Source organism: Mesorhizobium sp. 1M-11, from assembly GCF_001303895.1.
Taxonomy (GTDB): Bacteria; Pseudomonadota; Alphaproteobacteria; order Rhizobiales; family Rhizobiaceae; genus Mesorhizobium.
On sequence record NZ_LJSD01000009.1, the window covers coordinates 1 to 19,721 of the forward strand.

The following is a 19,721-nucleotide window of genomic DNA, read 5'->3' on the forward strand; positions in this document are numbered from 1 at the left end:
TCATGCATGAGATCGAAGCCCTTGTTGATCTCGTCGAGCTTCAGCGTGTGGGTGATCATCGGATCGATCTCGATCTTGCCGTCCATGTACCAGTCGACGATCTTCGGCACATCGGTGCGGCCGCGCGCGCCGCCGAACGCCGTGCCCATCCAGGTACGGCCCGTCACCAGTTGGAACGGGCGCGTCGAGATCTCCTGGCCGGCACCGGCAACACCGATGACGATCGACTTGCCCCAGCCGCGATGCGCCGCCTCCAGCGCCTGGCGCATCACCTTGGTGTTGCCCGTGCAGTCGAAGGTGTAGTCGGCACCGCCGATCTGGTCGGCGCCACGCTTGGTCAGGTTGACCAGGTAAGGCACGATGTCGCCATCGACCTCCTTCGGGTTGACGAAATGCGTCATGCCGAAGCGCTCGCCCCAGGCCTTCTTGTCGTTGTTGAGATCGACACCGATGATCATGTCGGCACCGGCAAGCCTCAGCCCCTGGATGACGTTCAGGCCAATGCCGCCGAGCCCGAACACCACAGCGGTCGCGCCCTCCTCCACCTTGGCGGTGTTGATGACGGCGCCGATGCCGGTGGTGACGCCGCAGCCGATGTAGCAGATCTTGTCGAACGGTGCGTCCGGGTTGACCTTGGCCAGCGCGATCTCGGGCAGCACCGTGAAATTCGAGAAGGTCGAGCAGCCCATATAGTGGAAGATCTTTTCCCCACCGATCGAGAAGCGCGAGCTGCCGTCCGGCATCAGGCCCTGGCCCTGGGTGGCGCGGATCGCCGTGCACAGGTTGGTCTTGCGCGACAGGCATGACGGGCACGAGCGGCATTCGGGCGTATAGAGCGGGATGACATGGTCGCCCTTCTTCAGGCTGGTCACCCCCTTGCCGACATCGACGACGACGCCGGCACCTTCATGGCCGAGGATCGCCGGGAAGATGCCTTCCGGATCGGCGCCCGACAGCGTGAACTCGTCGGTGTGGCAGATGCCGGTCGCCTTCACCTCAACCAGCACCTCGCCCTCGCGGGGACCCTCGAGATCAACTTCCAGGATCTCAAGCGGCTTGCCGGCTCCAACAGCTACTGCGGCGCGGGTTTTCATAAAAACGCTCCTGGTATTCTTCGATATGAATAGAAATGTTCGATTTATACTGGGGCGGGCGGTCAAAATCAGCCGCCCGCTTCATTCGCGGCCGGTCAGTTGGTGGACAAGGCCGACCCCACGGTTCCTTTGGAAGCCGGCGATGCTTCGATCGAATCCACCTCTTCGTCAAAGTGCTTCGGCATGCGACGGCGCAGAATTGCGACGCATACGATGCTGAGGACAGCCATTGCTGCGAGATAGTAGCCGATGGAGTGCGAGCCGTAGGTGGCTGCAAGGTTCGTGGCGATGATGGGCGCCAAAGCTCCACCGAAAATGCCACCCAGGCTATAGGCGAGCGCTGCTCCCGTATAACGCAGGCTGGGTTTGAACAATTCCGGCAAGAAAGCACCCATGGGGCCATAGATGCCGCCCATGACGGCCAGTGTGGTCGACATTGCCAATGCGATAAGCCAGGAACTGCCCGTGTCCAGCATCGGGAAAAAGAAGAACGACCAGACGATCGCGATGAAAGCCGAGATCGTGATGACGCGCGGGCGCCCGTAACGATCGCCCAGCATGCCGCAAACAAGGGTCGATGTGGCCATCGCGAAGACCGCAATCATCGTCAGGCTCAGCATATGGGAGCGTTCGAGGCCAAGTGTCTGCACGCCGTAGGAGAGGCCGAAGGTTCCCGTGGTGAAGAACAGCACATAGGTGATTGCCGTCGACATTCCCCCCAGCAAAACCTCGGGCGAATTGCTCTTCAGGACGCTGACGATCGGCGCGGACGACTGGGCCTCCTTGTCGAGCACGTGTTGGAAGATCGGCGTCTCCGCTATGCTGAGCCGGATATACAAGCCGAAGAGGATCAGAACCGTGCTGAGCACGAATGGGATCCTCCACCCCCAATCCATGAACTGCTCGTCGCTGAGGAAAAGGCTGAGACCCAGGAAGATACCGTTGGAGAGCAGGAAACCGGGGGCACTGCCAAGCTGCGGCAACGCGCCGAACAGTCCTCGCCGGCCCTTGGGAGCGAATTCGGTTGCGACCAGAGCTGCCCCGCCCCATTCGCCGCCCAGGCCGATACCCTGGAGAAAACGCAGCAGGCACAGGAGAACCGGCGCGGCAATGCCGATGGATTGATAAGTCGGCAAAAGGCCAATCAGGACGGTGGCGACGCCCATGGTCAGCAGCGAGGCGACCAGCATGGCCTTGCGCCCGATGCGATCACCGAAATGACCGAACACGACGGCCCCGAGCGGGCGCGAAACGAAACCCACCGCAAAAGTGGCGAACGCCGCGATCGTCCCGACAACAGGATCAAGACTTGGAAAGAATATCTTTCCGAAAACAAGGGCTGCGGCGATGCCGTATATGTAGAAATCATAGAATTCGATAGTTGTTCCTATCAAGCTTGCAATGGCTACGCGCCTTTGCATCGCTTTTGGGGCTTCCACCATAACTCCCTCCCGTCGTGTGTAGATGCATTGGTCCGCCCGGCCCGGCCAAGCTCTGCAGCTCGGTTTTGCGGGCACGCCTCCACGCGGACTTGGGCAAACGATACTCAAAAGTTCATCGCATGCAATATCGATTACTTTGTATGCAACGATGAAGTTCCATGTTACGCGAGCGCGCGCATATGCGAGCAAAATCTGGCAGCGTCGCTGTTTACGCCAAATTTTTTTCAGATGATCCTGCGGTCGCTGCCGAAGGACGCGGTAGGCGGCCCGACGGGCAGCGGTTCGCTATCCAGTGCAGCCTGGCGCCGGGAGATTTTGACGATCCAGGCACGCAGCTCCGCGCCCAACGGCTTGTCCAGGGCCGAGAGTTCCCATGCCAGGAAATAGGTTTGCGCCAGTTTGAGGCGCAGATCGTAAGGGGCGACGAGACGGCCAGCCATCAGGTCATCACGAACCATCGACAGCTGGGCCAAGACAAACCCGCGCCCGTTGACGGCGGCATCGATGGCAGCGCTGGAAATCGAAAACCTCAAATCCCTGGGAGCGTTCGGCGGCGGCTCGTTGATACTTTCCGCCCAGTCCTTCCAGCTCGGCGGCTGCTGGTAGCCGGAATCCCATTCGATGCCCAACAGCGTCCTGCGCAGAATGTCGGAAGGCTGCCCCACGGGGTTTGCGGCAAGGAATGCCGGCGAACACGCCGGCACAACCCAGTCAGTGAACAGTTCGGCAAAGTGTTCGAACGCCTTCACCCGATCACCGTAGGAGATACGAAAATCGACGGGCTCGTCCCCACCCTGCGGTTCGGCGCCGGTTCCAACGAGGCGAACATGAGCACCGGTTTTCATCTGCCAGTCGAAAAGCTGGGGCCCAAGCCATTTGCTGGCCAATGAAGGCAGGCAACTGACGACCAGATTGCTTTCCGCCCGCAAGGCTTGCAGTTCGGCCTGCGCCTCCCGCAGATGGTCGAACGCCTGGCTGACCCGGACATGGTAGATTTGCCCCCACGGTGTCAGCGAGATGTTCTTGCCGTGCCGCTCGAGCAGCCGCACTCCGAGCGTCTCCTCAATCCGCCGGATCTGCTGACTTACCGCTCCACTCGTCACACCAAGCTCGTTGGCAGTCGCCCTGACACTTCCATGGCGGCCAAAGGCTTCAAATGCCTGCACAGCCCGCAATGGCGGGAGTTTTTTCACGTTCGTTCCCCCTACAGTGTTTTTGTTTAGTAAAACTAAATCAGAACGCAATTGCAATCATTTTGGTCCGAAAGGGCCCGCGGCTATCATCCAGCGTCGAAAGGGCAGCTCGCGAGGACCGGGCGAGCATGTTTCGAAGCCCGGACACAGAGCAATTCACAATCCTGCACACGGTCGGGTCGCATCGGCTCACCCGACGACGCGGCCGTGCGGATGGCTGGCTGCGGCTTTTTTTGGAAGGAGGAACGGACATTGGTTGACGTGCGCAAGATCAGGGGCGGAGAAGGCCTGGACGACATCAACGACGAACTCGACGAAATCCTGGACTCCGTTGTCGAAAATACGCGCCAGGCCACGGAAGCGTTCTTCGCGGCCTATGATGAAAATCCTGATCCCAAGATCCTTGCGGCATGGCTGCAGCCACGGGCCTGGCGTGAAATCGACTATGTCTTTCTGCTGAACGAACAGATTCGGCGCTATGGGCTGGCCTTCGAGCGGCGTCACATCACGCTGCTGGCGAAGCAGTCGTTTCAGGAAGCCGAACACTACGAAATGGTGGGCAGGGCCATCGAGTCCCTGGGTGGCGAGGTTCCGGTTTCCGCACCTCCCCAGGCCAAGCCATGGAGCGACTTCCTATGGGATTGCCTGGAGCGTCATCCGCTGGCCGCGATTGCCGCGTGGAATTGCTCGGAGACATCCGCATCGGGCAGCTTCGAGCCGACCTTCAAGGCCGGAGAACGCCATGGCTTCGATGAGGTGGTCAGGATCTACAAGCAAATCGAGAACGACGAGAAGTTTCATGTCGGCCTGGGCCGGCAGGTGCTGGCCGCCTACGCCAAGACCGACAGGGACCGTGAGGAGATCCTGAGGGCCATGCGCGGCATGCGTGACATCGCATGGAAGACCTTTACGCCGGAATCCGTTGCCCAGGCCCGTCAGGCTTGAACCCAACAGGGATGCCGTAAGCAGCCGCGTCCCCGTCCGGTCGAACTGGCAGCGTAACCGAGATTGGCTGAGTTATGACAACATTTGACTCCTGTTCGCTCGAACAAGCGAGCAAATTGCTCGATCTGGTGATCACACGACTGGATCGCGTTGCCGAAAACGTGCTCAGCATTGAACTTGCGGCACCTAACGGGGAGCCTTTGCCGAGCTGGCAAGCTGGTGCACACATCGATGTGCTGTTGCCAGGGGGGATCGTCCGGCAATACTCCCTGTGCGGAGACCCCGATCGGACGGATCACTGGCGCATCGGCGTGCTGCGCGATCCCTGCAGCAGAGGCGGTTCCATCTACGTCCATGAAGAGTTGAAAATAGGCGGTGGGCTGACGGTCGCCGGGCCGCGCAACAATTTCGGCCTGGTCGATTCGACGCGCTATCTGTTCATCGCCGGAGGCATCGGAATAACGCCGATCATTCCGATGATCCGCGCCGTCGCCGGACAGAGAAAGCCGTGGACCCTTTTGTATGGTGGGCGCAGCCGGCGCTCGATGGCCTTCCTGGATGATATTGCGCTGATTTCCGGAGGCGAGACCCATATCGTCCCACAGGATGAATTCGGGCTGCTTGATCTCGACCGGTTTCTCGGCAGGTACGACCCGGCGACGGCTGTCTATTGTTGCGGCCCCTCACCGCTGCTCAACGCCGTCGAGAAGAAATGCCAGACATGGCAGGCTGGAGCCCTCCATCTGGAACGCTTTGCCCCAAGCGAAAAAGTGGCCACCAGAGAGACGGGCAGTTTCGAAGTCGAACTGGCCCGATCCGGTCGCCATATTGTCGTCCCGCCCTATCGCAGCCTGCTCGACATATTGGAGGAAAATGGTTGCCAGGTAACCAATTCCTGCCGCGCCGGGATCTGCGGCACCTGCCTCGTGCGGGTGCTTTCCGGTGTCCCCGAACACAATGATGACGTCCTCAGCCGCGCCGATCAGGAGGCGGGAGAGGTGATGCTGGTTTGCGTGTCCCGTGCCAAGAGCGACCGCCTCGTGCTCGATCTCTGATCCTGCATGTCGGGAGGCTTGCCACCTTTCGGACGCCGCGGAGACCCGGATGCCAGGGAAGGGAAAAAGGGACGTATATAATAATGACGAACAATCGCGAGGAAGCGACGCGGATTTCCGTTCATCACAGCATCGGAATTTGAATCATGCCATCGCGGCCCGCGGCACGTTCGGGGAAGAAAAAGAAACGGCTAGATCCGCAACAGGGCATCCGGTTTCACATTGGCGATCGAAGCGTATGTGTGTGTTTCCCGAACCCCGGGGAGCGGCAGGATGACGCGCTGCAGAAAGTCCTGGAACATTGCCATGTCGGCCATGCGCGCCTTTACGAGATAGTCGAAGCCGCCGACCACCATATGGCACTCGATGATCTCGGGCGCCTGCAGGACCGCTTCGGCGAACCGGTCGAAGACTTGCGGCGCCGTGTGGTCGAGCCTTACTTCGATGAAGACAAGCTGCGCCTGTCCGACTTTGACAGGATCGAGCACGGCGCGCACTGCCCTGATGAAGCCCTCGGTGAAAAGTCGCTTGATGCGCTGCGCCGTGCCGGTCGGCGACAAGCCGACGCGCTGCGCCAATTCGAGGTTCGTGCGGCGCCCATCTTCCTGCAAAAGGCGGAGCAGGGATCGGTCGATCTGGTCCAGGTCGCTCATTTCAGCACTCACACTTTTTTGCGCCTCAATGCGTGATAGTCACGCAAATTTCGAGAAAATACTATATTTCGTCACGCACATCAGTGGCAATAACTTGATTGGCAACTTTCATTCCAGTCAAGGAACGACACGTGACCTCACCTATGACGCGTCTCCAAGACGCCCACGCCAAGGGCGACATTCCAGTCCTCATCCTGAGTGAGGCCGAAGTGAAAACCTGCATGGACTTGCGGAAGCTTCTCGACGCACTGGCCGAGGGGTTCAGGGCGCTATCGGGACACAAGATCGTCTGTCCGGCGCGACCGCAACTCGACGTCCCCAACACCGGCTATTCGCTGGCGATGCCGGCCTGGATGGCGGGCATGCATCTGACCGTGAAGATCGTCAACGTCTTCGAAGGTAACATCGCCAAGGGCATTCCCAGCCATCTTGCCACCATCCATCTCTTCGATCCGGAAACGGGCATGCCGGTCTGCGTCATGGACGGCACCTACATCACCGCGGTGCGCACCTCCGGCTCGGCCGTGCTGTCCGTTCGCGAACTTGCCAGACGTGACGCAAAGGTCGTCACCGTGGTCGGCGCCGGGGTGCAGGCCGATCAGCACCTGCATCTTCTGCCGCTGGTACGCGATTTCGCCGAGATCCGTGTCGTTTCCAAGGAATTCGCGGACGCAGAGGCGCTGGCAGCGCAGCATCCCGGCGTCGTCGCCGTGAGCGATATCGAGGCCGCGGTGCGATCTTCCGACGTCGTCTGCCTGGCTACCCATTCCTACCAACCGGTGATCTCGGCGGAATGGGTGAAGCCCGGCACCCATGTCTCGTCGGTTGGCGTCGCCCCGCCCGGCGGCGAAATGCCGGTCGACCTTATCAAACGGTCCAGCCTCTTCGTCGAGACCACCGAAGCTTTCGCCCCCACACCTGTCGGCTCCTGCGAACTTGCGGGGCTCAACCCACAAACCGGAACGGAGTTGGGCGAAATGCTGCTCGGGCTGCGGCCGGGACGGGTGAACAGCGAACAAGTCACTGTCTACAAGGCGATGGGTGTCGCCATGGAGGATATGGTTGCCGCCGACCTCGCCTATCGCGAAGCCATAAGCTGCGGGTCGGGGCGCATGGTTGCGCTCTGAAGAAGCGATGTCCAAATTGGGCGCGACAGCGCCAATGTCCTTTGATCGATCCGGCGGCGAGGCATCCATTGGCCTCGCCGGTGTGGCCGCTTGAGCAACTTTCCCGGGATCGCTCAGATGCCGGATTGTCCATGCGACGGAACCGCTCGGGCGGCTCCCTTGCTACGCTGCGTTGGCCTGGCCTTCCGGACGCGGCGCGAGACCGGCGGCCTGCTCGCAGACCTCGATGTGCTTCGCCAGTGCCTGGTTCGTCAGCACCGCGCTGATCGTGGTGATGTCGCGGCCCTGATAGCGCGGCATCTTCTGGATTTCCTTCAGCCGTTCCAGAAGTGAAATACGGGTCATGGCGTTGCTCCTTTGCTGATGACGGTATGCTCGGCAGCCGTACCGGCGGATGCCGTCGCATCCGCTGATCATTCCCTGGCGCCGAGGTTCATTGCCTCCCATGCCCCCGATAATGCGTCGAAAGCGGCCTATCAGGCCGCCTTCTTCCTGCCGGCAGCCGCCTTGGCCGCATTGAACGGAATTTCGACGTCAACGGCGAGCGTCGAGACCTGCTCGCCGCGTTCCATCTTCACGCTCACCTTGTCCTGGTCGATCTGCATATGCCTGGAGATGACGCGCAGGATCTCGTCTTTCAGCTTGGCCACCAGATCCGAGCCGCCGGCGCTGGCGCGCTCATGCGCAAGCAGCACCTGCAGACGCTCGCGCGCCGCCGGCGCCGACTGGGTCTTGGAAAAGAACCGAAACAGATTCATGCCGCTTTCCTCCCGAAGAGCTTGCCGAAGAAGCTCCGCCTCTCGCCAGGAACCGTGACCGGCAGGGCTTCGCCCTTCAGCCTGCGCACCGCATCGAAATAGGCCCGCGACGGCGCGCTGCCTTCATCCGCCAGCGTGACCGGCGAGCCGAGGTTGGAGGCGCGCAGCACGTCCATGCTTTCGGGAATGATGCCAAGCAGCGGAATCGACAGGATCTCCAGCACGTCGTCCACTTTCAGCATGTCGCCACGCTCGGCACGCGCCGGGTCGTAGCGGGTCAAAAGCAGATGCTTTTCCATACGCTCGCCATTCTCGGCCTTCAGCGTCTTGGAATCGAGCAGGCCGATGATGCGGTCCGAATCGCGTACCGAGGAGACTTCCGGATTGGTTACGACGATCGCTATATCGGCATGGCGCATGGCAAGCGTGGCACCCCGTTCAATGCCAGCGGGGCTGTCGCAGATCACCCAGTCGAACGCCTTTTTCAGCGCCGCGATGACCTTCTCCACACCTTCGGGCGTAAGGTTGTCCTTGTCGCGCGTCTGCGAGGCCGGCAGCAGATAGAGCGTCTCGACGCGCTTGTCGCGGATCAGCGCCTGGGGGAGTTTCGCTTCGCCCTGGATGACGTTGACGAGGTCGTAGACGACGCGCCGTTCCGCCCCCATGACCAGGTCGAGATTGCGCAGGCCGACGTCGAAATCGACGACCACGACCTTTTCGCCGTTCTGCGCCAGTGCGGCGCCCAGCGCGGCCGAGGACGTGGTCTTGCCCACGCCGCCCTTGCCGGATGTCACCACGATAACCTTGCCCATTGACCTCTCCTTTATGGACCTCGTTAAGGTCAGCCTAGAATTGCCGTCTTGAGTGCATGGCCTTCCAGCCAGACCTGCACCGCCCGTCCCCGCAGATCCGGCTCCATGTCCTCTGCGGTCAGGTAGAAGCCGTCGATCGCCATCATCTCGGCTTCCAGCTTGCGGCAGAAGATGCGCGCCGAACCGTTGCCCGTGGTGCCGGCGAGCGCTCGCCCTCTCAGCGTGCCGTAGACGTGGATCGAGCCGCCGGCGACGACTTCCGCGCCCGATGCGACCGAACCCACGATGGTGACGTCTCCCTCCGGGAAGAACACCGACTGGCCGGAGCGGACCGGTTCGGTAACGACCAGCGAGCCAGTGGCCTGTATGGGCGGCCCGGCTGCCACGACCGTTTCGACGGCAGGAGCATCCTGCGCTTCGGTCGCTTCATCGGTCTCGCCTTCGGCCGGCGGCTCGAAATCCGAGGCCGGGCGCCCGTCGTTCATGGCCGGTGGCATGTCCGGTCCGAGCAGCGAATGCCGCGCGCCTTCGATGCCCATGACGCGGACCTTGCGCTGGCCAAGATCGTCGACCAGCTTGCGCAGTTCCGCCTTGTTGATGTCGAGGCCGTCTACATCGAGCACCACGGGCCGCCGCAGGAAGAAGCCGGCGGAGCGGTCGGCGAGATCGTCGAGCCCGGCCAGCCAATCCTCTAGAGGGAGCTCCGGGGCGAGCGACAGGGCAAGGAAGGACCGCCCCTTGAGGCGGATGGGCCGGGGTTTCGTTAACACGATGGTGATCTTGGTTAATTTTTGATTGCCAAGATGTATGGGCGAAATGGTTAACAAAAGGTTAACGGCATGTTCCCGAAAGAGGTCCGACACGCCTGATCACATGCCACCAACGACAGCGGATCTGCGGGCCGAAACGCAGGGGCTGCGCCGTTTTGCACGACCCGGGTACGATCAGACGGGGGTGCGCGGTTCCGAACGCAAAACCACGTCGATGCCGCATCAAGATTGACCTTCGGCTGTGAAAAGCCGGCCAACGATCAAGCCGGTTCGGAGGCGACAAGGCACTGATTCGGACTGGCCAGCACAAGCTCCGCCGCGCAGTCTCGTCTCGCACGCGGCCGATCCACTCGATCCGGCACCCACAGCCGGCTTCTTGCGACATCGAATGTGAGCAGTCTAGAATGCCCGCGGACGGGTGGGGGCCTCGACAACCAGACAGCAATCGTCAGGGGCCCGCGACGATACATGCCTGAAGCCTTGCGCACCGTCGGCAGCCACATCGCGCTGACCACCAACCTTCTCTGGCGCTTCGGTGCGCCTCTCAGCACCATCTGGATGGGAAGCTACCTCCTCAACATCCTGCTGCTGCACGGTGCTGTCGAAGTCGGCCTCCATAGCCGGTTTGCGGGTCTGATCGCACTCGCGCCCATCATCCTGCTGCAGCTCCTGGTCTTCGCCGCGATGTTCATCGTCCTGCGTGACGGACTGCCGCTGCTGCGAAGACGGCATCAGATTGCCGAGACGGAAACCACCGAAGCTGAGGCCCGCGACGGCGGCTTCTTCGCCGGCGCCCTGCTCGCCGTCCTCATCCCGTTCTACGGCTATTATGCAGGCTGGGGTTTCCTGTCGAACACCTTGCGCGACTATTCGAAACTGTTCCTCGACACCCAGATGAGCCGGATCGATTTCCTGAAGCCGGACAGTTTCGGTCCCACCGCCTTGGAGGTGGAGAGTTCGTTGTGGATCGTCGTAGCGGTCGTCATCATATGGGGGCTGCGTCGGATCGCAAAGGAACTCCACAGGCGCACCGGCAACCGCCTGTGGCCGCTGTTCATCGTCGCCTGCGAAACGGCGTGGGCGCTGCTCGGCCTCTATCTGATCGCCGGCTGGCAGGATCAGTTCGTCAAATGGCTTGCGCACTGGCCATCGCCGCAGGAGCTTCTGCGATCGCTGGTCCCGGCGGCCCGCGCCGAGGTCGTCACGCCCGGAGCCCATCCGATGGACTGGCCCGCTGAATTCAAGCTCTCCGAGTGGCTGACATTGCTGTTCTGGTATTCGGCCTTGCCGCTGATCTGGTTCAACCTCGGCGCCATCATCTATGGCCATGATCTGAACATGATGACCAGCACGACCGAACGCGTGACGAGCAGCGCGCTGAAACGCTGGACCAGCCTGCCGAAACCGGTCACCGATTTCATCGGCTATTTCTGGGGCGGAGCGGTCAAGAGGTGGCACGCGGTCGTCAACGGGGTGGTGCTGGCAGCCTCGGCCGGCGTCGCGCTCACCGTCTCCGTCATCGTGTTTTGGCGTCTCGTCGACTGGCTGGGACGATGGGCCTGGATCGGGGCGTCCCAGCTCGTTGGTCCCCAGGACCAATGGGTCTGGCGTCTCGCCGAACGCCCTTTGAACATCCTCTTTGGCGTTCCCGGCCAACCACAGGACGGCCTCATTGTCGTGGTCGTGCAGTTCTGCGTCCTCGCGGCTGGCCTGGAACTTGCCGGCCGCGCCCAGAGGCAAGCCATCGCATCCGCGCCGCAGGGCTGAGCGGCGACCTATTCGGATTTGAAGGTGCGAATGGTCGGCTTGAGTTTGAATGCGAGGGCAGACGGGCGTGTTCCGTAACCCGAGACGTGCAAGGTCAGATTGTCGAGTGCCGCTGTCGGCAGGCGGTAGATCTGGTCAAACGTCACCGGCCCAGTGCCCGAGACAGCGCCCGGATTGCAATTGCCGTTGTCCTTTCCGTCCGATGCCAGGATCTTGACCGCGCCGCGTATCCGATAGTCGTATAGGGGCAGCCAGGTTTCTCCACCCGCTCCTTGCAGGCTGGCGCTGCAATCGATCCATGACTTCGCGGCTTCAGGCGAGCCCTGCAGATTGAAACGCACGAAAAGGAATGCGCGATCCGGCTTGGCGTCGACAACCGCGGCACGCGCTTCCCGCACACCGACACGAATGCCCGCCAATTCTGCTTCGGCAGCCTGGGCTGCAACGACATCCCATTCCCGTTGATGGCCAAGATCCTTGAAATCGGACCATGCGGTCACGCCAAGCGTAGTCGCCAATAAAACGAGCGTAGCCCCGAGCCAGATGACCCGTCTCATGGCTCGAGCCTCAGCGAGGCCTGCCTGCCCGGCAGCACTTTCGGCGCGGGAAGGTGCACAGCGCTGTCCATGAGCATGCTGCCGCGCGCCATCAGCACCAGCTGCCCTCCAGCGATCTCGTCGTCGGGCAGTTCGAACACGGCAAACGCTCGATCCTTCAGCCCCGGCTCGAACCGGGCCGATGACAGGCCGCGCGGGATGTTTTCGAGACGGGCGGATTGGGAATACTGGCGGCCGGTTGCGCCGAGCCAGATCGCCTCGACCTCCTGCGACATTTCTCGCGCGGAAATCGCAAGCTCGGCGACCAGGAAAGTCGCGGACGTGTCGCGAACGACCTCCTTGCCGAACTGCGCGTAGGAAATAGTGCCGCTCGACCTCAAGCCAGTCAGTTCGGCGGTAAAGAGCCGCCCCTGCCCGACGTCGTTTTCACCGGCGTGAACGCTGAAGGGCTGGAGACTGCTGTCGTAGCCCGGCAGCGTATTCATCATCATGCCCAGGAATCCGCCGCCGAGCACGACGACCACGAGGTTGACGAGATGGTTCATGCCCCGCGCTCCGGTCGTGTGCTCAAGGTGCCGCTTGGACGGAACTGCAGCCAGCTCGCCTTCGCATAGAGATTGTCCTTGAGCTTGAATTGCTGCGTGCTGAATCCGATCGTGACATCCTGTTCAGTCCAGCCCTCCGGAATGTCCCAGACGATCGAGACGAGTTCGCGGATGCGCGGGTGAAGCTGCTTCAGCGGTTCCTTGTCGCGGATGAGATAGACCTGGGGCGCAGGGAAGGCCGCTCCGCCAGAGGAAAGAGTGGGCAACTTTTCCGGTGCTCCGAAAACCGCGACCTGGCTCGAACCGGTCACACTCTCGAGCTGCCCCGTGAGTACGAGCTTCCGCTGCGAGCCGGTCGCTGAGGGCGCGGCATTCTCGATGGTAAGCTTGTATGGGACAAGGATAGCCCGCCCGACATTGACGGGCTCGCCAAAGGCGATCTGCGGCGGAGCGTCCGGAACACGCGCGTCTTCCACCTTCATCCACCAGGCGACGGCAATGGCGGCGAAAATGCCGAGCGCGGCGAGCAGACGGACCCAGATTTGACGGACTGTCGATCTCAGCGAATGTCGAACCATGAACATATAGAAGCGGATGCCTGGCGCTTCTTCAACCACTTTGACCGTGTCGCCACGCATGGGCCGCCTTGAAGCCTCGCGCGTCGACGAGATGGCTCACACAGCCGAGGAGCCGTGTGCTGTCCATTCCCGAGATCCTCGGATCGACAGCCACCCACACCAAAAGTTGACATCAAGTCGATGTCATATACTAGATATCGACGTCGAGGTTCTCCCGAGTCGTTCGGTTCGGGAGCTAAGAGGGAAGCCGGTGCAAAGCCGGTGCTGCCCCCGCAACTGTAAGCAGTGAGCCCGCGTCGAAGAATGCCACTGGTGCCGCAACGCACCGGGAAGGCCGACAAGGGCAATGACCTGCAAGCCAGGAGACCTGCCGCGACAGACGAGAAACGACCCTCGGGCGGGGTGTCCCGGCGGTGCGCTTGGCTGGGCGTCGCTGCGTCCGAAATCGCCAATGCGTTCCCCCAAACTCCCCCGTCCACAACGCCACGGGGATGACATGGCCACGACTGCACTCTCCACGAAGGGAGCTCCCAAAGTTCCACGCCTTGCCGAAAGCCACGACTCGCTACACGCCGCCTACAAGGCGATCCGACGCAACGGCTCGGCGACGCCATATATGCATTTCATTGCCAGCCGCCGCTGCGCGCAACTCGGTCTTCCGCCGGTGTTCGCGGAAACCGAAAACCCTTTCCCATGGATGTCGGAGGCGATGGGGCTGAAAAAGGAGAAGAACATCTTCGAGACACGCGTCATCGAATACCAGAACGGCGGAGCGCTGGCATGGGACTGAACATGCAGGGAAGATATGCCGGCGGGTTCGCTTCGCCGCAGCCGGAAGACGTGTTCCTGTCCTGGCTGCTGGCCCAACCCGGCGGCGCAGATCTCGCCGAGGCTGCGGAAATCGAGATCCGTAAACTGCAGCGATACCAGGGGAACCATCCCGGACCGCAAAAGCTTCTCGAACTGTTCGAAGGCTTGCGAGGGTCGGCCGCTCCGGGATCGACGATCCCGCCTCCGCAATGAGGCGCAAAGCATCCTCGGTATCGGTGCCGGCAATCCGGACTTCACGACGGTGCAGGCGATCGACGCCAAGGGCCATGTGACCTTGTTCTTCATCCCCAACAAGGGGACGAAGAAGGATGAACTCGCCCGTGTTCGCGCGGAGATCATCGAGTGTTATGTGCGGGGCCGGCCGTTCCGCACTGCGCCGTTTCGAGAACCGGCTCGAAACGACGACACAGCGGCAGCCGGCCTTCGACTGGGTGGACTGTCCATCGAGGCAGTGGATGCTTCCGAAGCCGGCGCGTTCCTTGTGTGGAGTGATCGACCGCTTTACGAACCCGCACAGCGCATCCTGCGACAGCTCCGGTCGATGGGCGGCTTCGAACTCGACTATGAGGTGATCTCCGGCAACAGCGACATCCAGGCCTTGACGACAGCGCACAAAGTCGCGCTCTGCAATATCGGCCGATCGATCCTGACGGCGACAGGACGCTGCATGACGGGAAGTTTTCCCAACAACGCCGACAGCATCGTGTTCATGCTGGATGCCGCCAACAGGTCGGATCGGCCCGACATGCACTGGACGCTCTATGCCGGCATGCCCGACGAATTGCTCGTCTCGGGCAAGTTGCGCGAAATCGTCGACGAACTCGAACGCGTTCGGGATGGGGCGCTACGGGGCAGAGGCTGGTTCATCGAGGGATTGCTTCGGAAGAAAGGCGGCCCGATGGACAAGCCCCTGAGCAGGACAGGCGGGATGGCGAACGGGGATAGGACACTGTAAGGGTCTATCGGCGACGAGCAGATTGCCTTCCGAGAGACAAGCCTATGCTCCATCATGTCGAGATCTACGTCTCCAACCTCGATGTCTCGCGTGCCTTCTGGACCTCCCTTCTCGCGCAGGTCGGATATGAGGAAAGCGATCGCTGGAACGATGGCTTCACGCTCGCCTCAAAGCATGATGCCTATCTGACATTCGTGCAGGTCGCGGAAAGACACGCCCACCGGGCCTATCACCGCGGCGGGGTCGGCCTCAATCACCTGGCATTTCGCGTCGAGGACAGAGAGACCGTCGACAGGCTCAGGGACTTTTGCCGGGAGAACAACGTTCCCTGCCTCTACGACGACCGATACCCGTTCGCCAATGGCGGCAGCGACTACTACGCGCTCTTCATCGAGGACCCGGATCGGATCAAGGTCGAGTTCGTCGCGGCTCCCAAAACGGATTAGCGCACCGCGCCCCTTCCCATCTTTGCATGGTGGGTCAATCGCAGATTCTTATTGCAAACAATTCTCATTTGCATCAAAGGTCAAATTGCAAATGAGAATTGTTCGCAACAAGGAGCCGTTATGCCCGATAGGATGAGACGATCGATCCTGGCCGCAGCGATAGGATTAGCCATCACGGCACTCTTCGCGGCCGGACCCACTTCCGCGCAGGAGAAATTCAAGGTCGTGACCACCTTCACGGTGATCGCCGACATGGCAAAGAATGTTGCGGGCGATGCCGCGATCGTGGAATCGATCACCAAGCCGGGCGCCGAGATCCACAATTATGCGCCCACTCCGGGCGACATCCAGCGCGCGCAAGGCGCGAAACTCATCCTGTGGAACGGCCTCAATCTCGAACTGTGGTTCGAGAAGTTCTTCCAGAACCTGCACGACGTGCCGGGTGCTGTCGTTTCCGAAGGCGTCGAGCCGATGGGCATCGCCGAAGGACCCTACACCGGCAAGCCCAATCCGCATGCCTGGATGTCGCCGAAAAACGCACTGATCTATGTCGACAATATCCGCGACGCCTTCATCAAATACGATCCGGCGAATGCCGACATCTACCGGGCGAACGCCGAAGCCTACAAACAGAAGATCGAGGCGACGATCGCGCCGATCCGGCAAAAGCTCGAGGAAATCCCGCAAGACAAGCGTTGGCTGGTGTCAAGCGAAGGCGCCTTCAGCTATCTGGCGCGCGATTTCGGCATGCAGGAACTCTATCTGTGGCCAATCAATGCCGACCAGCAGGGCACGCCCCAGCAAGTCCGTAAGGTGATCGATGCCGTCAGGGCCAACGGCATCGTGGCGGTGTTCAGCGAAAGCACCGTTTCGGACAAGCCCGCGCGGCAGGTCGCCCGCGAGACGGGTGCCCATTACGGCGGCGTCCTCTATGTCGATTCACTGAGCGAGGCGGACGGTCCGGTGCCCACCTACATCGACCTGCTGCGCGTCACTTCCGATACGATACAGCAAGGTCTCGCCGAAGGCATCTCGCAATGACGGCTCCTTTCAAGAGCTTCGTCCCGGCGGCTTCCGAGACGGGCATCTCGGTCAAGGATGCGACCGTCACCTATCGCAACGGCCTCACCGCGATGCACGATGCCAGCTTCGAGATTCCGACGGGCACGATCACGGCGCTGGTCGGCGTCAACGGCTCGGGCAAATCGACCCTGTTCAAGGCCATCATGGGCTTTGTGCATCTCGCCAAAGGCAGCATCCAGGTTCTGGGCATGCCTGTCGCCGAGGCGCTGCGCAAGAATCTGGTCGCCTATGTGCCGCAGGCCGAAGAAGTCGACTGGAACTTTCCCGTGCTGGTCGAGGACGTCGTCATGATGGGGCGCTACGGCCATATGAACCTGATGCGGATACCCAAGGCGGCCGACCGCGAGGCTGTTTCGGCTGCCCTTACCCGCGTCGGCATGACGGAGTACCGAAAACGCCAGATCGGCGAACTGTCGGGCGGCCAGAAGAAGCGGGTGTTCCTGGCCCGCGCGCTGGCGCAGGACGGCCGCGTCATCCTGCTCGACGAGCCGTTCACCGGGGTGGACGTCAAGACCGAGGACGCCATCATCGAATTGTTGCGCGCGCTGCGCGACGAAGGCCGCGTCATGCTGGTGTCCACGCACAATCTCGGCAGCGTGCCGGAATTCTGCGACCGCACCGTGCTCTTGAAAAACACCGTGCTTGCTTCCGGTCCGACGGCGGAAACCTTCACCCAGGCCAATCTGGAAAAAGCCTTCGGCGGCGTGCTGCGCCATTTCGTGCTCGGCGGCGCGGGGCTGCATCAGGACGACGATCGCCGCCGCCTCGCCGTCATCACCGACGACGAGCGGCCACTGGTCTTCTACGGCGAAAGCGGATCGATGCAGCAGAAGCTCCGGGAGGACAAGGAATGAGCGGGCTGCTCCTGGAGCCCTTCGGCTATCAGTACATGCTGAACGCCATGTGGGTGTCGGCGCTGGTCGGCGGCGTGTGCGCCTTCCTGTCGTGCTATCTCATGCTGAAGGGCTGGTCGCTGATCGGCGACGCGCTTTCGCACTCGATCGTGCCGGGCGTTGCCGGCGCCTATATGCTGGGGCTTCCGTTCTCCATCGGCGCCTTCTTCTCCGGCGGCCTTGCCGCCGCCGCGATGCTGTTCCTCAACCAGCGCACCAAGCTGAAGGAGGATGCCATCATCGGCCTGATCTTCTCCTCCTTCTTCGGCCTCGGCCTCTTCATGGTGTCGCTGTCGCCGACCTCCGTGAACATCCAGACCATCGTGCTCGGCAATATCCTTGCCATCACGCCCGAAGACACCCTGCAGCTCGCCATCATCGGCTTCGTCTCGCTCGCCATCCTGCTGCTGAAGTGGAAGGACCTGATGGTCGTCTTCTTCGACGAGAGCCATGCACGCTCGATCGGCCTCAATCCGGCGGCGCTCAAGATCATGTTCTTCACGCTGCTGTCGGCATCCACGGTCGCCGCGCTGCAGACCGTCGGCGCCTTCCTGGTGATCTGCATGGTGGTGACACCGGGCGCCACGGCCTATCTTTTGACCGACCGCTTCCCGCGCCTGCTTCTCATCGCTGTCGTCATCGGGGCGGCCACCAGCTTCGTCGGCGCCTATGCCAGCTACTTCCTCGACGGGGCCACCGGCGGCATCATCGTGGTGCTGCAGACGCTGATCTTCCTTGTCGCATTCTTCTTCGCGCCCAAGCACGGCATGCTGGCCGCACGCCGCCGCGCCGCAAAAGCGCTGGAAAGGACAGCCTGATATGTTCGATGCCTTGCTTGCGCCCTTCCAGTTCGACTTCATGATCAACGCGATGATAATCGCGGCGCTGATTGCGATCCCGACCGCGCTGCTCTCCTGCTTCCTCGTGCTCAAGGGATGGTCGCTGATGGGCGACGCCATCAGCCACGCCGTCTTTCCCGGCGTGGTGTTCGCCTACATCGTCGGTCTGCCCTACGCGGTGGGCGCCTTCGCCGCCGGCATGATCTGCGCGCTCGCCACCGGCTTCCTCAAGGACAACAGCCGCATCAAGCAGGACACGGTGATGGGCATCGTGTTTTCCGGCATGTTCGGGCTCGGCCTGGTGCTCTACGTCAAGATCCAGTCCGAGGTTCATCTCGACCATATCCTGTTCGGCGACATATTGGGGATCGGCCTGCGCGATATCGCCGAAACGGCCGTGATCGCGGCGATCACGGCGGGCATCATCGCTTTCAAGTGGCGGGATTTCCTGCTGCACGCGTTCGACCCGGCGCAAGCAAGGGCCGTCGGCTTGCGCGTCAACCTGCTGCATTACGGCCTGCTGTGCCTGATCTCGCTGACCATCGTCGGCGCGTTGAAGGCGGTCGGCATCATCCTTGCCATCGCCATGCTGATCGCACCCGGCGCCATCGCCTTCCTGCTGACGACGCGTTTCAGCGTCATGCTCTGGCTGTCGGTCGTGATCGCTGTCGGCGCGTCGCTGCTGGGTGTCTACCTGTCATTCTTCATCGACAGCGCACCGGCGCCGACCATCGTTCTGCTGCTGACCGTGCTCTTCATTGCCGCCTTCCTCGTCACCACGTTGAAGGCGGCGCGAGCGGCAGCCAGCCATCCAGCCGGCTGAAGGAGCCGCGACTGCGTCGGGCTATGTTCGACCTCGACCCCGCTTCAGGGGCCGCACATAGATCTCGAGCTTGTGGCTGACGATGGCGAAACCGTGCTTGCGGGCGATCTCTTCCTGTAATCGCTCGATTTCCTCCGACTGGAACTCGATCACGCTGCCCGTTTCCACATTGATGAGATGATCATGATGTTCGCGCGGCGTGGTCTCGTAGCGCGCGCGGCCGTCGCCGAAAGTATGGCGCTCCAGCACGCCCTTCTCGCGCAGCAGATTGACCGTGCGATAGACAGTCGCCAGCGAAATCGTCGGTTCGATCGCGGTGACGCGGCGGTGGAGTTCGACGACATCCGGGTGATCGCTTGAATCGAACAGAACCTGCATGATGATGCGACGGGGGCCTGTAAGCCTCAGTCCGAATTCCTTGCAGAGATCTGTAATGCTTTGTTCCAACCTGCGACTCTCCCGCTTGCTCCGGCCTTGAAGGTCTTCGCAGTCCTATCTCAGATGCGTCGCATTCGCAAAAAAGGTTCCTGCCGCGCAAGAGGACACCTTCATCCT

23 protein-coding genes, 1 pseudogene and 1 riboswitch are annotated in these 19,721 nt (G+C 61.7%); of the genes and pseudogenes, 12 read left to right on the forward strand and 12 right to left on the reverse strand.

The window, feature by feature from the left end:
* The 3 genes from AO692_RS03050 to AO692_RS03060 all read right to left on the reverse strand — a co-directional run.
* Positions 1-1,094: S-(hydroxymethyl)glutathione dehydrogenase/class III alcohol dehydrogenase (locus AO692_RS03050; protein ID WP_054308570.1), on the reverse strand; the 1,094-nt coding region annotated here is incomplete at its 3' end.
* A gap of 95 nt (positions 1,095-1,189) precedes the next feature.
* Complete coding sequence (locus tag AO692_RS03055; RefSeq protein WP_054308571.1) at positions 1,190-2,536, reverse strand: MFS transporter; 1,347 nt, start codon at positions 2,534-2,536, stop codon at positions 1,190-1,192.
* 224 nt (positions 2,537-2,760) lie between these two features.
* Positions 2,761-3,729 carry a LysR family transcriptional regulator gene (locus tag AO692_RS03060; RefSeq protein ID WP_152979705.1) on the reverse strand — a complete coding sequence of 323 codons (969 nt, stop codon included), beginning with the start codon at positions 3,727-3,729 and terminating at the stop codon, positions 2,761-2,763.
* Between the two features lie 261 nt (positions 3,730-3,990).
* On the opposite strand from AO692_RS03060, the gene AO692_RS03065 reads away from it, so the two are divergent.
* The gene (locus AO692_RS03065) at positions 3,991-4,674 is read left to right on the forward strand and encodes a hypothetical protein (RefSeq protein ID WP_244483244.1); all 684 of its coding nucleotides are present in this window, start codon (positions 3,991-3,993) and stop codon (positions 4,672-4,674) included.
* Between the two features lie 74 nt (positions 4,675-4,748).
* Positions 4,749-5,729: a PDR/VanB family oxidoreductase gene (locus AO692_RS03070; protein WP_054308573.1), complete on the forward strand. Its 981-nt coding sequence runs from the start codon at positions 4,749-4,751 to the stop codon at positions 5,727-5,729.
* A 191-nt stretch (positions 5,730-5,920) separates the two neighbouring features.
* Here AO692_RS03070 and AO692_RS03075 read toward each other — a convergent pair whose 3' ends face one another.
* On the reverse strand, positions 5,921-6,382 hold the full coding sequence (locus AO692_RS03075; protein ID WP_054308574.1) for an Lrp/AsnC ligand binding domain-containing protein: 462 nt from the start codon (positions 6,380-6,382) through the stop codon (positions 5,921-5,923).
* A gap of 143 nt (positions 6,383-6,525) precedes the next feature.
* Here AO692_RS03075 and AO692_RS03080 point away from each other — a divergent pair, with 143 nt between their 5' ends.
* Positions 6,526-7,509 (forward strand): ornithine cyclodeaminase family protein, encoded by a 984-nt coding sequence (locus AO692_RS03080; protein ID WP_054308575.1) that lies wholly within the window; start codon positions 6,526-6,528, stop codon positions 7,507-7,509.
* 162 nt (positions 7,510-7,671) lie between these two features.
* On the opposite strand, the gene AO692_RS03085 is transcribed toward AO692_RS03080, so the two are convergent.
* From AO692_RS03085 to minC, 4 genes are all read right to left on the reverse strand, one after another.
* Positions 7,672-7,854 carry a hypothetical protein gene (locus AO692_RS03085; RefSeq protein ID WP_054308576.1) on the reverse strand — a complete coding sequence of 61 codons (183 nt, stop codon included), beginning with the start codon at positions 7,852-7,854 and terminating at the stop codon, positions 7,672-7,674.
* 131 nt (positions 7,855-7,985) lie between these two features.
* Complete coding sequence (gene minE, locus AO692_RS03090) at positions 7,986-8,267, reverse strand: cell division topological specificity factor MinE (protein WP_054308577.1); 282 nt, start codon at positions 8,265-8,267, stop codon at positions 7,986-7,988.
* Positions 8,264-9,079 carry a septum site-determining protein MinD gene (gene minD, locus AO692_RS03095; RefSeq protein ID WP_054308578.1) on the reverse strand — a complete coding sequence of 272 codons (816 nt, stop codon included), beginning with the start codon at positions 9,077-9,079 and terminating at the stop codon, positions 8,264-8,266. Before minD ends, minE begins: the two co-directional genes overlap by 4 nt.
* A 29-nt stretch (positions 9,080-9,108) precedes the next feature.
* Complete coding sequence (gene minC, locus AO692_RS03100; RefSeq protein WP_054308694.1) at positions 9,109-9,858, reverse strand: septum site-determining protein MinC; 750 nt, start codon at positions 9,856-9,858, stop codon at positions 9,109-9,111.
* Positions 9,859-10,317: 459 nt separating this feature from the next.
* Between minC and AO692_RS03105 the strand changes: the two genes are divergently transcribed.
* The gene (locus tag AO692_RS03105; protein WP_054308579.1) at positions 10,318-11,616 is read left to right on the forward strand and encodes a hypothetical protein; all 1,299 of its coding nucleotides are present in this window, start codon (positions 10,318-10,320) and stop codon (positions 11,614-11,616) included.
* Positions 11,617-11,624: 8 nt separating this feature from the next.
* Here the strand turns inward: AO692_RS03105 and AO692_RS03110 are convergent, their stop codons facing one another.
* Genes AO692_RS03110 through AO692_RS03120 form a run of 3 tightly spaced genes read right to left on the reverse strand, consistent with a single transcriptional unit; the run spans position 11,625 to position 13,356 of the window.
* Entirely contained in the window at positions 11,625-12,173 is a 549-nt protein-coding gene (locus AO692_RS03110) for a hypothetical protein (protein WP_152979695.1), read from the reverse strand.
* Positions 12,170-12,718: a hypothetical protein gene (locus AO692_RS03115; RefSeq protein WP_054308581.1), complete on the reverse strand. Its 549-nt coding sequence runs from the start codon at positions 12,716-12,718 to the stop codon at positions 12,170-12,172. The genes AO692_RS03110 and AO692_RS03115 overlap by 4 nt, the downstream gene beginning before the upstream one ends.
* Positions 12,715-13,356, reverse strand: a complete 642-nt coding sequence (locus AO692_RS03120; protein WP_054308582.1) for a hypothetical protein — start codon at positions 13,354-13,356, stop codon at positions 12,715-12,717. The genes AO692_RS03115 and AO692_RS03120 overlap by 4 nt, the downstream gene beginning before the upstream one ends.
* 129 nt (positions 13,357-13,485) lie before the next feature.
* A riboswitch (cobalamin riboswitch) is annotated at positions 13,486-13,686 on the forward strand.
* Positions 13,687-13,909: 223 nt separating this feature from the next.
* On the opposite strand from AO692_RS03120, the pseudogene AO692_RS32640 reads away from it, so the two are divergent.
* The 8 genes and pseudogenes from AO692_RS32640 to AO692_RS03155 all read left to right on the forward strand — a co-directional run.
* Positions 13,910-14,086: pseudogene (locus AO692_RS32640) on the forward strand (ribonucleotide-diphosphate reductase subunit beta); the annotation flags it as partial.
* Positions 14,077-14,319, forward strand: coding sequence for a hypothetical protein (locus AO692_RS33605; protein WP_244483238.1), 243 nt, complete (start codon positions 14,077-14,079; stop codon positions 14,317-14,319). The pseudogene AO692_RS32640 and the gene AO692_RS33605, both read left to right, overlap by 10 nt.
* Positions 14,320-14,338: 19 nt before the next feature.
* Positions 14,339-15,082 (forward strand): SAM-dependent methyltransferase, encoded by a 744-nt coding sequence (locus tag AO692_RS03130; protein ID WP_280138572.1) that lies wholly within the window; start codon positions 14,339-14,341, stop codon positions 15,080-15,082.
* Positions 15,083-15,126: 44 nt separating this feature from the next.
* A complete protein-coding gene (locus tag AO692_RS03135) occupies positions 15,127-15,528 on the forward strand; it encodes a VOC family protein (RefSeq protein ID WP_054308584.1) in 402 nt (133 codons plus the stop codon).
* A 120-nt stretch (positions 15,529-15,648) separates the two neighbouring features.
* Positions 15,649-16,569, forward strand: coding sequence for a metal ABC transporter substrate-binding protein (locus AO692_RS03140; RefSeq protein WP_054308585.1), 921 nt, complete (start codon positions 15,649-15,651; stop codon positions 16,567-16,569).
* Positions 16,566-17,465 carry a manganese/iron ABC transporter ATP-binding protein gene (locus AO692_RS03145; protein ID WP_054308586.1) on the forward strand — a complete coding sequence of 300 codons (900 nt, stop codon included), beginning with the start codon at positions 16,566-16,568 and terminating at the stop codon, positions 17,463-17,465. The genes AO692_RS03140 and AO692_RS03145 overlap by 4 nt, the downstream gene beginning before the upstream one ends.
* The gene (gene sitC / locus AO692_RS03150; protein ID WP_054308587.1) at positions 17,462-18,322 is read left to right on the forward strand and encodes an iron/manganese ABC transporter permease subunit SitC; all 861 of its coding nucleotides are present in this window, start codon (positions 17,462-17,464) and stop codon (positions 18,320-18,322) included. Before AO692_RS03145 ends, sitC begins: the two co-directional genes overlap by 4 nt.
* Position 18,323: 1 nt before the next feature.
* Positions 18,324-19,166: a metal ABC transporter permease gene (locus AO692_RS03155; protein WP_054308588.1), complete on the forward strand. Its 843-nt coding sequence runs from the start codon at positions 18,324-18,326 to the stop codon at positions 19,164-19,166.
* A gap of 21 nt (positions 19,167-19,187) precedes the next feature.
* Here the strand turns inward: AO692_RS03155 and AO692_RS03160 are convergent, their stop codons facing one another.
* On the reverse strand, positions 19,188-19,613 hold the full coding sequence (locus tag AO692_RS03160) for a Fur family transcriptional regulator (RefSeq protein WP_054308589.1): 426 nt from the start codon (positions 19,611-19,613) through the stop codon (positions 19,188-19,190).
* Positions 19,614-19,721 lie beyond the last annotated feature (108 nt).

Coding starts and splice junctions, on each gene's coding strand:
- AO692_RS03055 (WP_054308571.1), bottom strand. CDS start 2,536: ATGGTGGAAGCCCCAAAAGCGATGCAAAGGCGCGTAGCCATTGCAAGC.
- AO692_RS03070 (WP_054308573.1), top strand. CDS start 4,749: ATGACAACATTTGACTCCTGTTCGCTCGAACAAGCGAGCAAATTGCTC.
- AO692_RS03075 (WP_054308574.1), bottom strand. CDS start 6,382: ATGAGCGACCTGGACCAGATCGACCGATCCCTGCTCCGCCTTTTGCAG.
- AO692_RS03080 (WP_054308575.1), top strand. CDS start 6,526: ATGACGCGTCTCCAAGACGCCCACGCCAAGGGCGACATTCCAGTCCTC.
- AO692_RS03085 (WP_054308576.1), bottom strand. CDS start 7,854: ATGACCCGTATTTCACTTCTGGAACGGCTGAAGGAAATCCAGAAGATG.
- minE (WP_054308577.1), bottom strand. CDS start 8,267: ATGAATCTGTTTCGGTTCTTTTCCAAGACCCAGTCGGCGCCGGCGGCG.
- minD (WP_054308578.1), bottom strand. CDS start 9,079: ATGGGCAAGGTTATCGTGGTGACATCCGGCAAGGGCGGCGTGGGCAAG.
- AO692_RS03105 (WP_054308579.1), top strand. CDS start 10,318: ATGCCTGAAGCCTTGCGCACCGTCGGCAGCCACATCGCGCTGACCACC.
- AO692_RS03110 (WP_152979695.1), bottom strand. CDS start 12,173: ATGAGACGGGTCATCTGGCTCGGGGCTACGCTCGTTTTATTGGCGACT.
- AO692_RS03115 (WP_054308581.1), bottom strand. CDS start 12,718: ATGAACCATCTCGTCAACCTCGTGGTCGTCGTGCTCGGCGGCGGATTC.
- AO692_RS03120 (WP_054308582.1), bottom strand. CDS start 13,356: ATGCGTGGCGACACGGTCAAAGTGGTTGAAGAAGCGCCAGGCATCCGC.
- AO692_RS33605 (WP_244483238.1), top strand. CDS start 14,077: ATGGGACTGAACATGCAGGGAAGATATGCCGGCGGGTTCGCTTCGCCG.
- AO692_RS03135 (WP_054308584.1), top strand. CDS start 15,127: ATGCTCCATCATGTCGAGATCTACGTCTCCAACCTCGATGTCTCGCGT.
- AO692_RS03140 (WP_054308585.1), top strand. CDS start 15,649: ATGCCCGATAGGATGAGACGATCGATCCTGGCCGCAGCGATAGGATTA.
- AO692_RS03145 (WP_054308586.1), top strand. CDS start 16,566: ATGACGGCTCCTTTCAAGAGCTTCGTCCCGGCGGCTTCCGAGACGGGC.
- sitC (WP_054308587.1), top strand. CDS start 17,462: ATGAGCGGGCTGCTCCTGGAGCCCTTCGGCTATCAGTACATGCTGAAC.
- AO692_RS03155 (WP_054308588.1), top strand. CDS start 18,324: ATGTTCGATGCCTTGCTTGCGCCCTTCCAGTTCGACTTCATGATCAAC.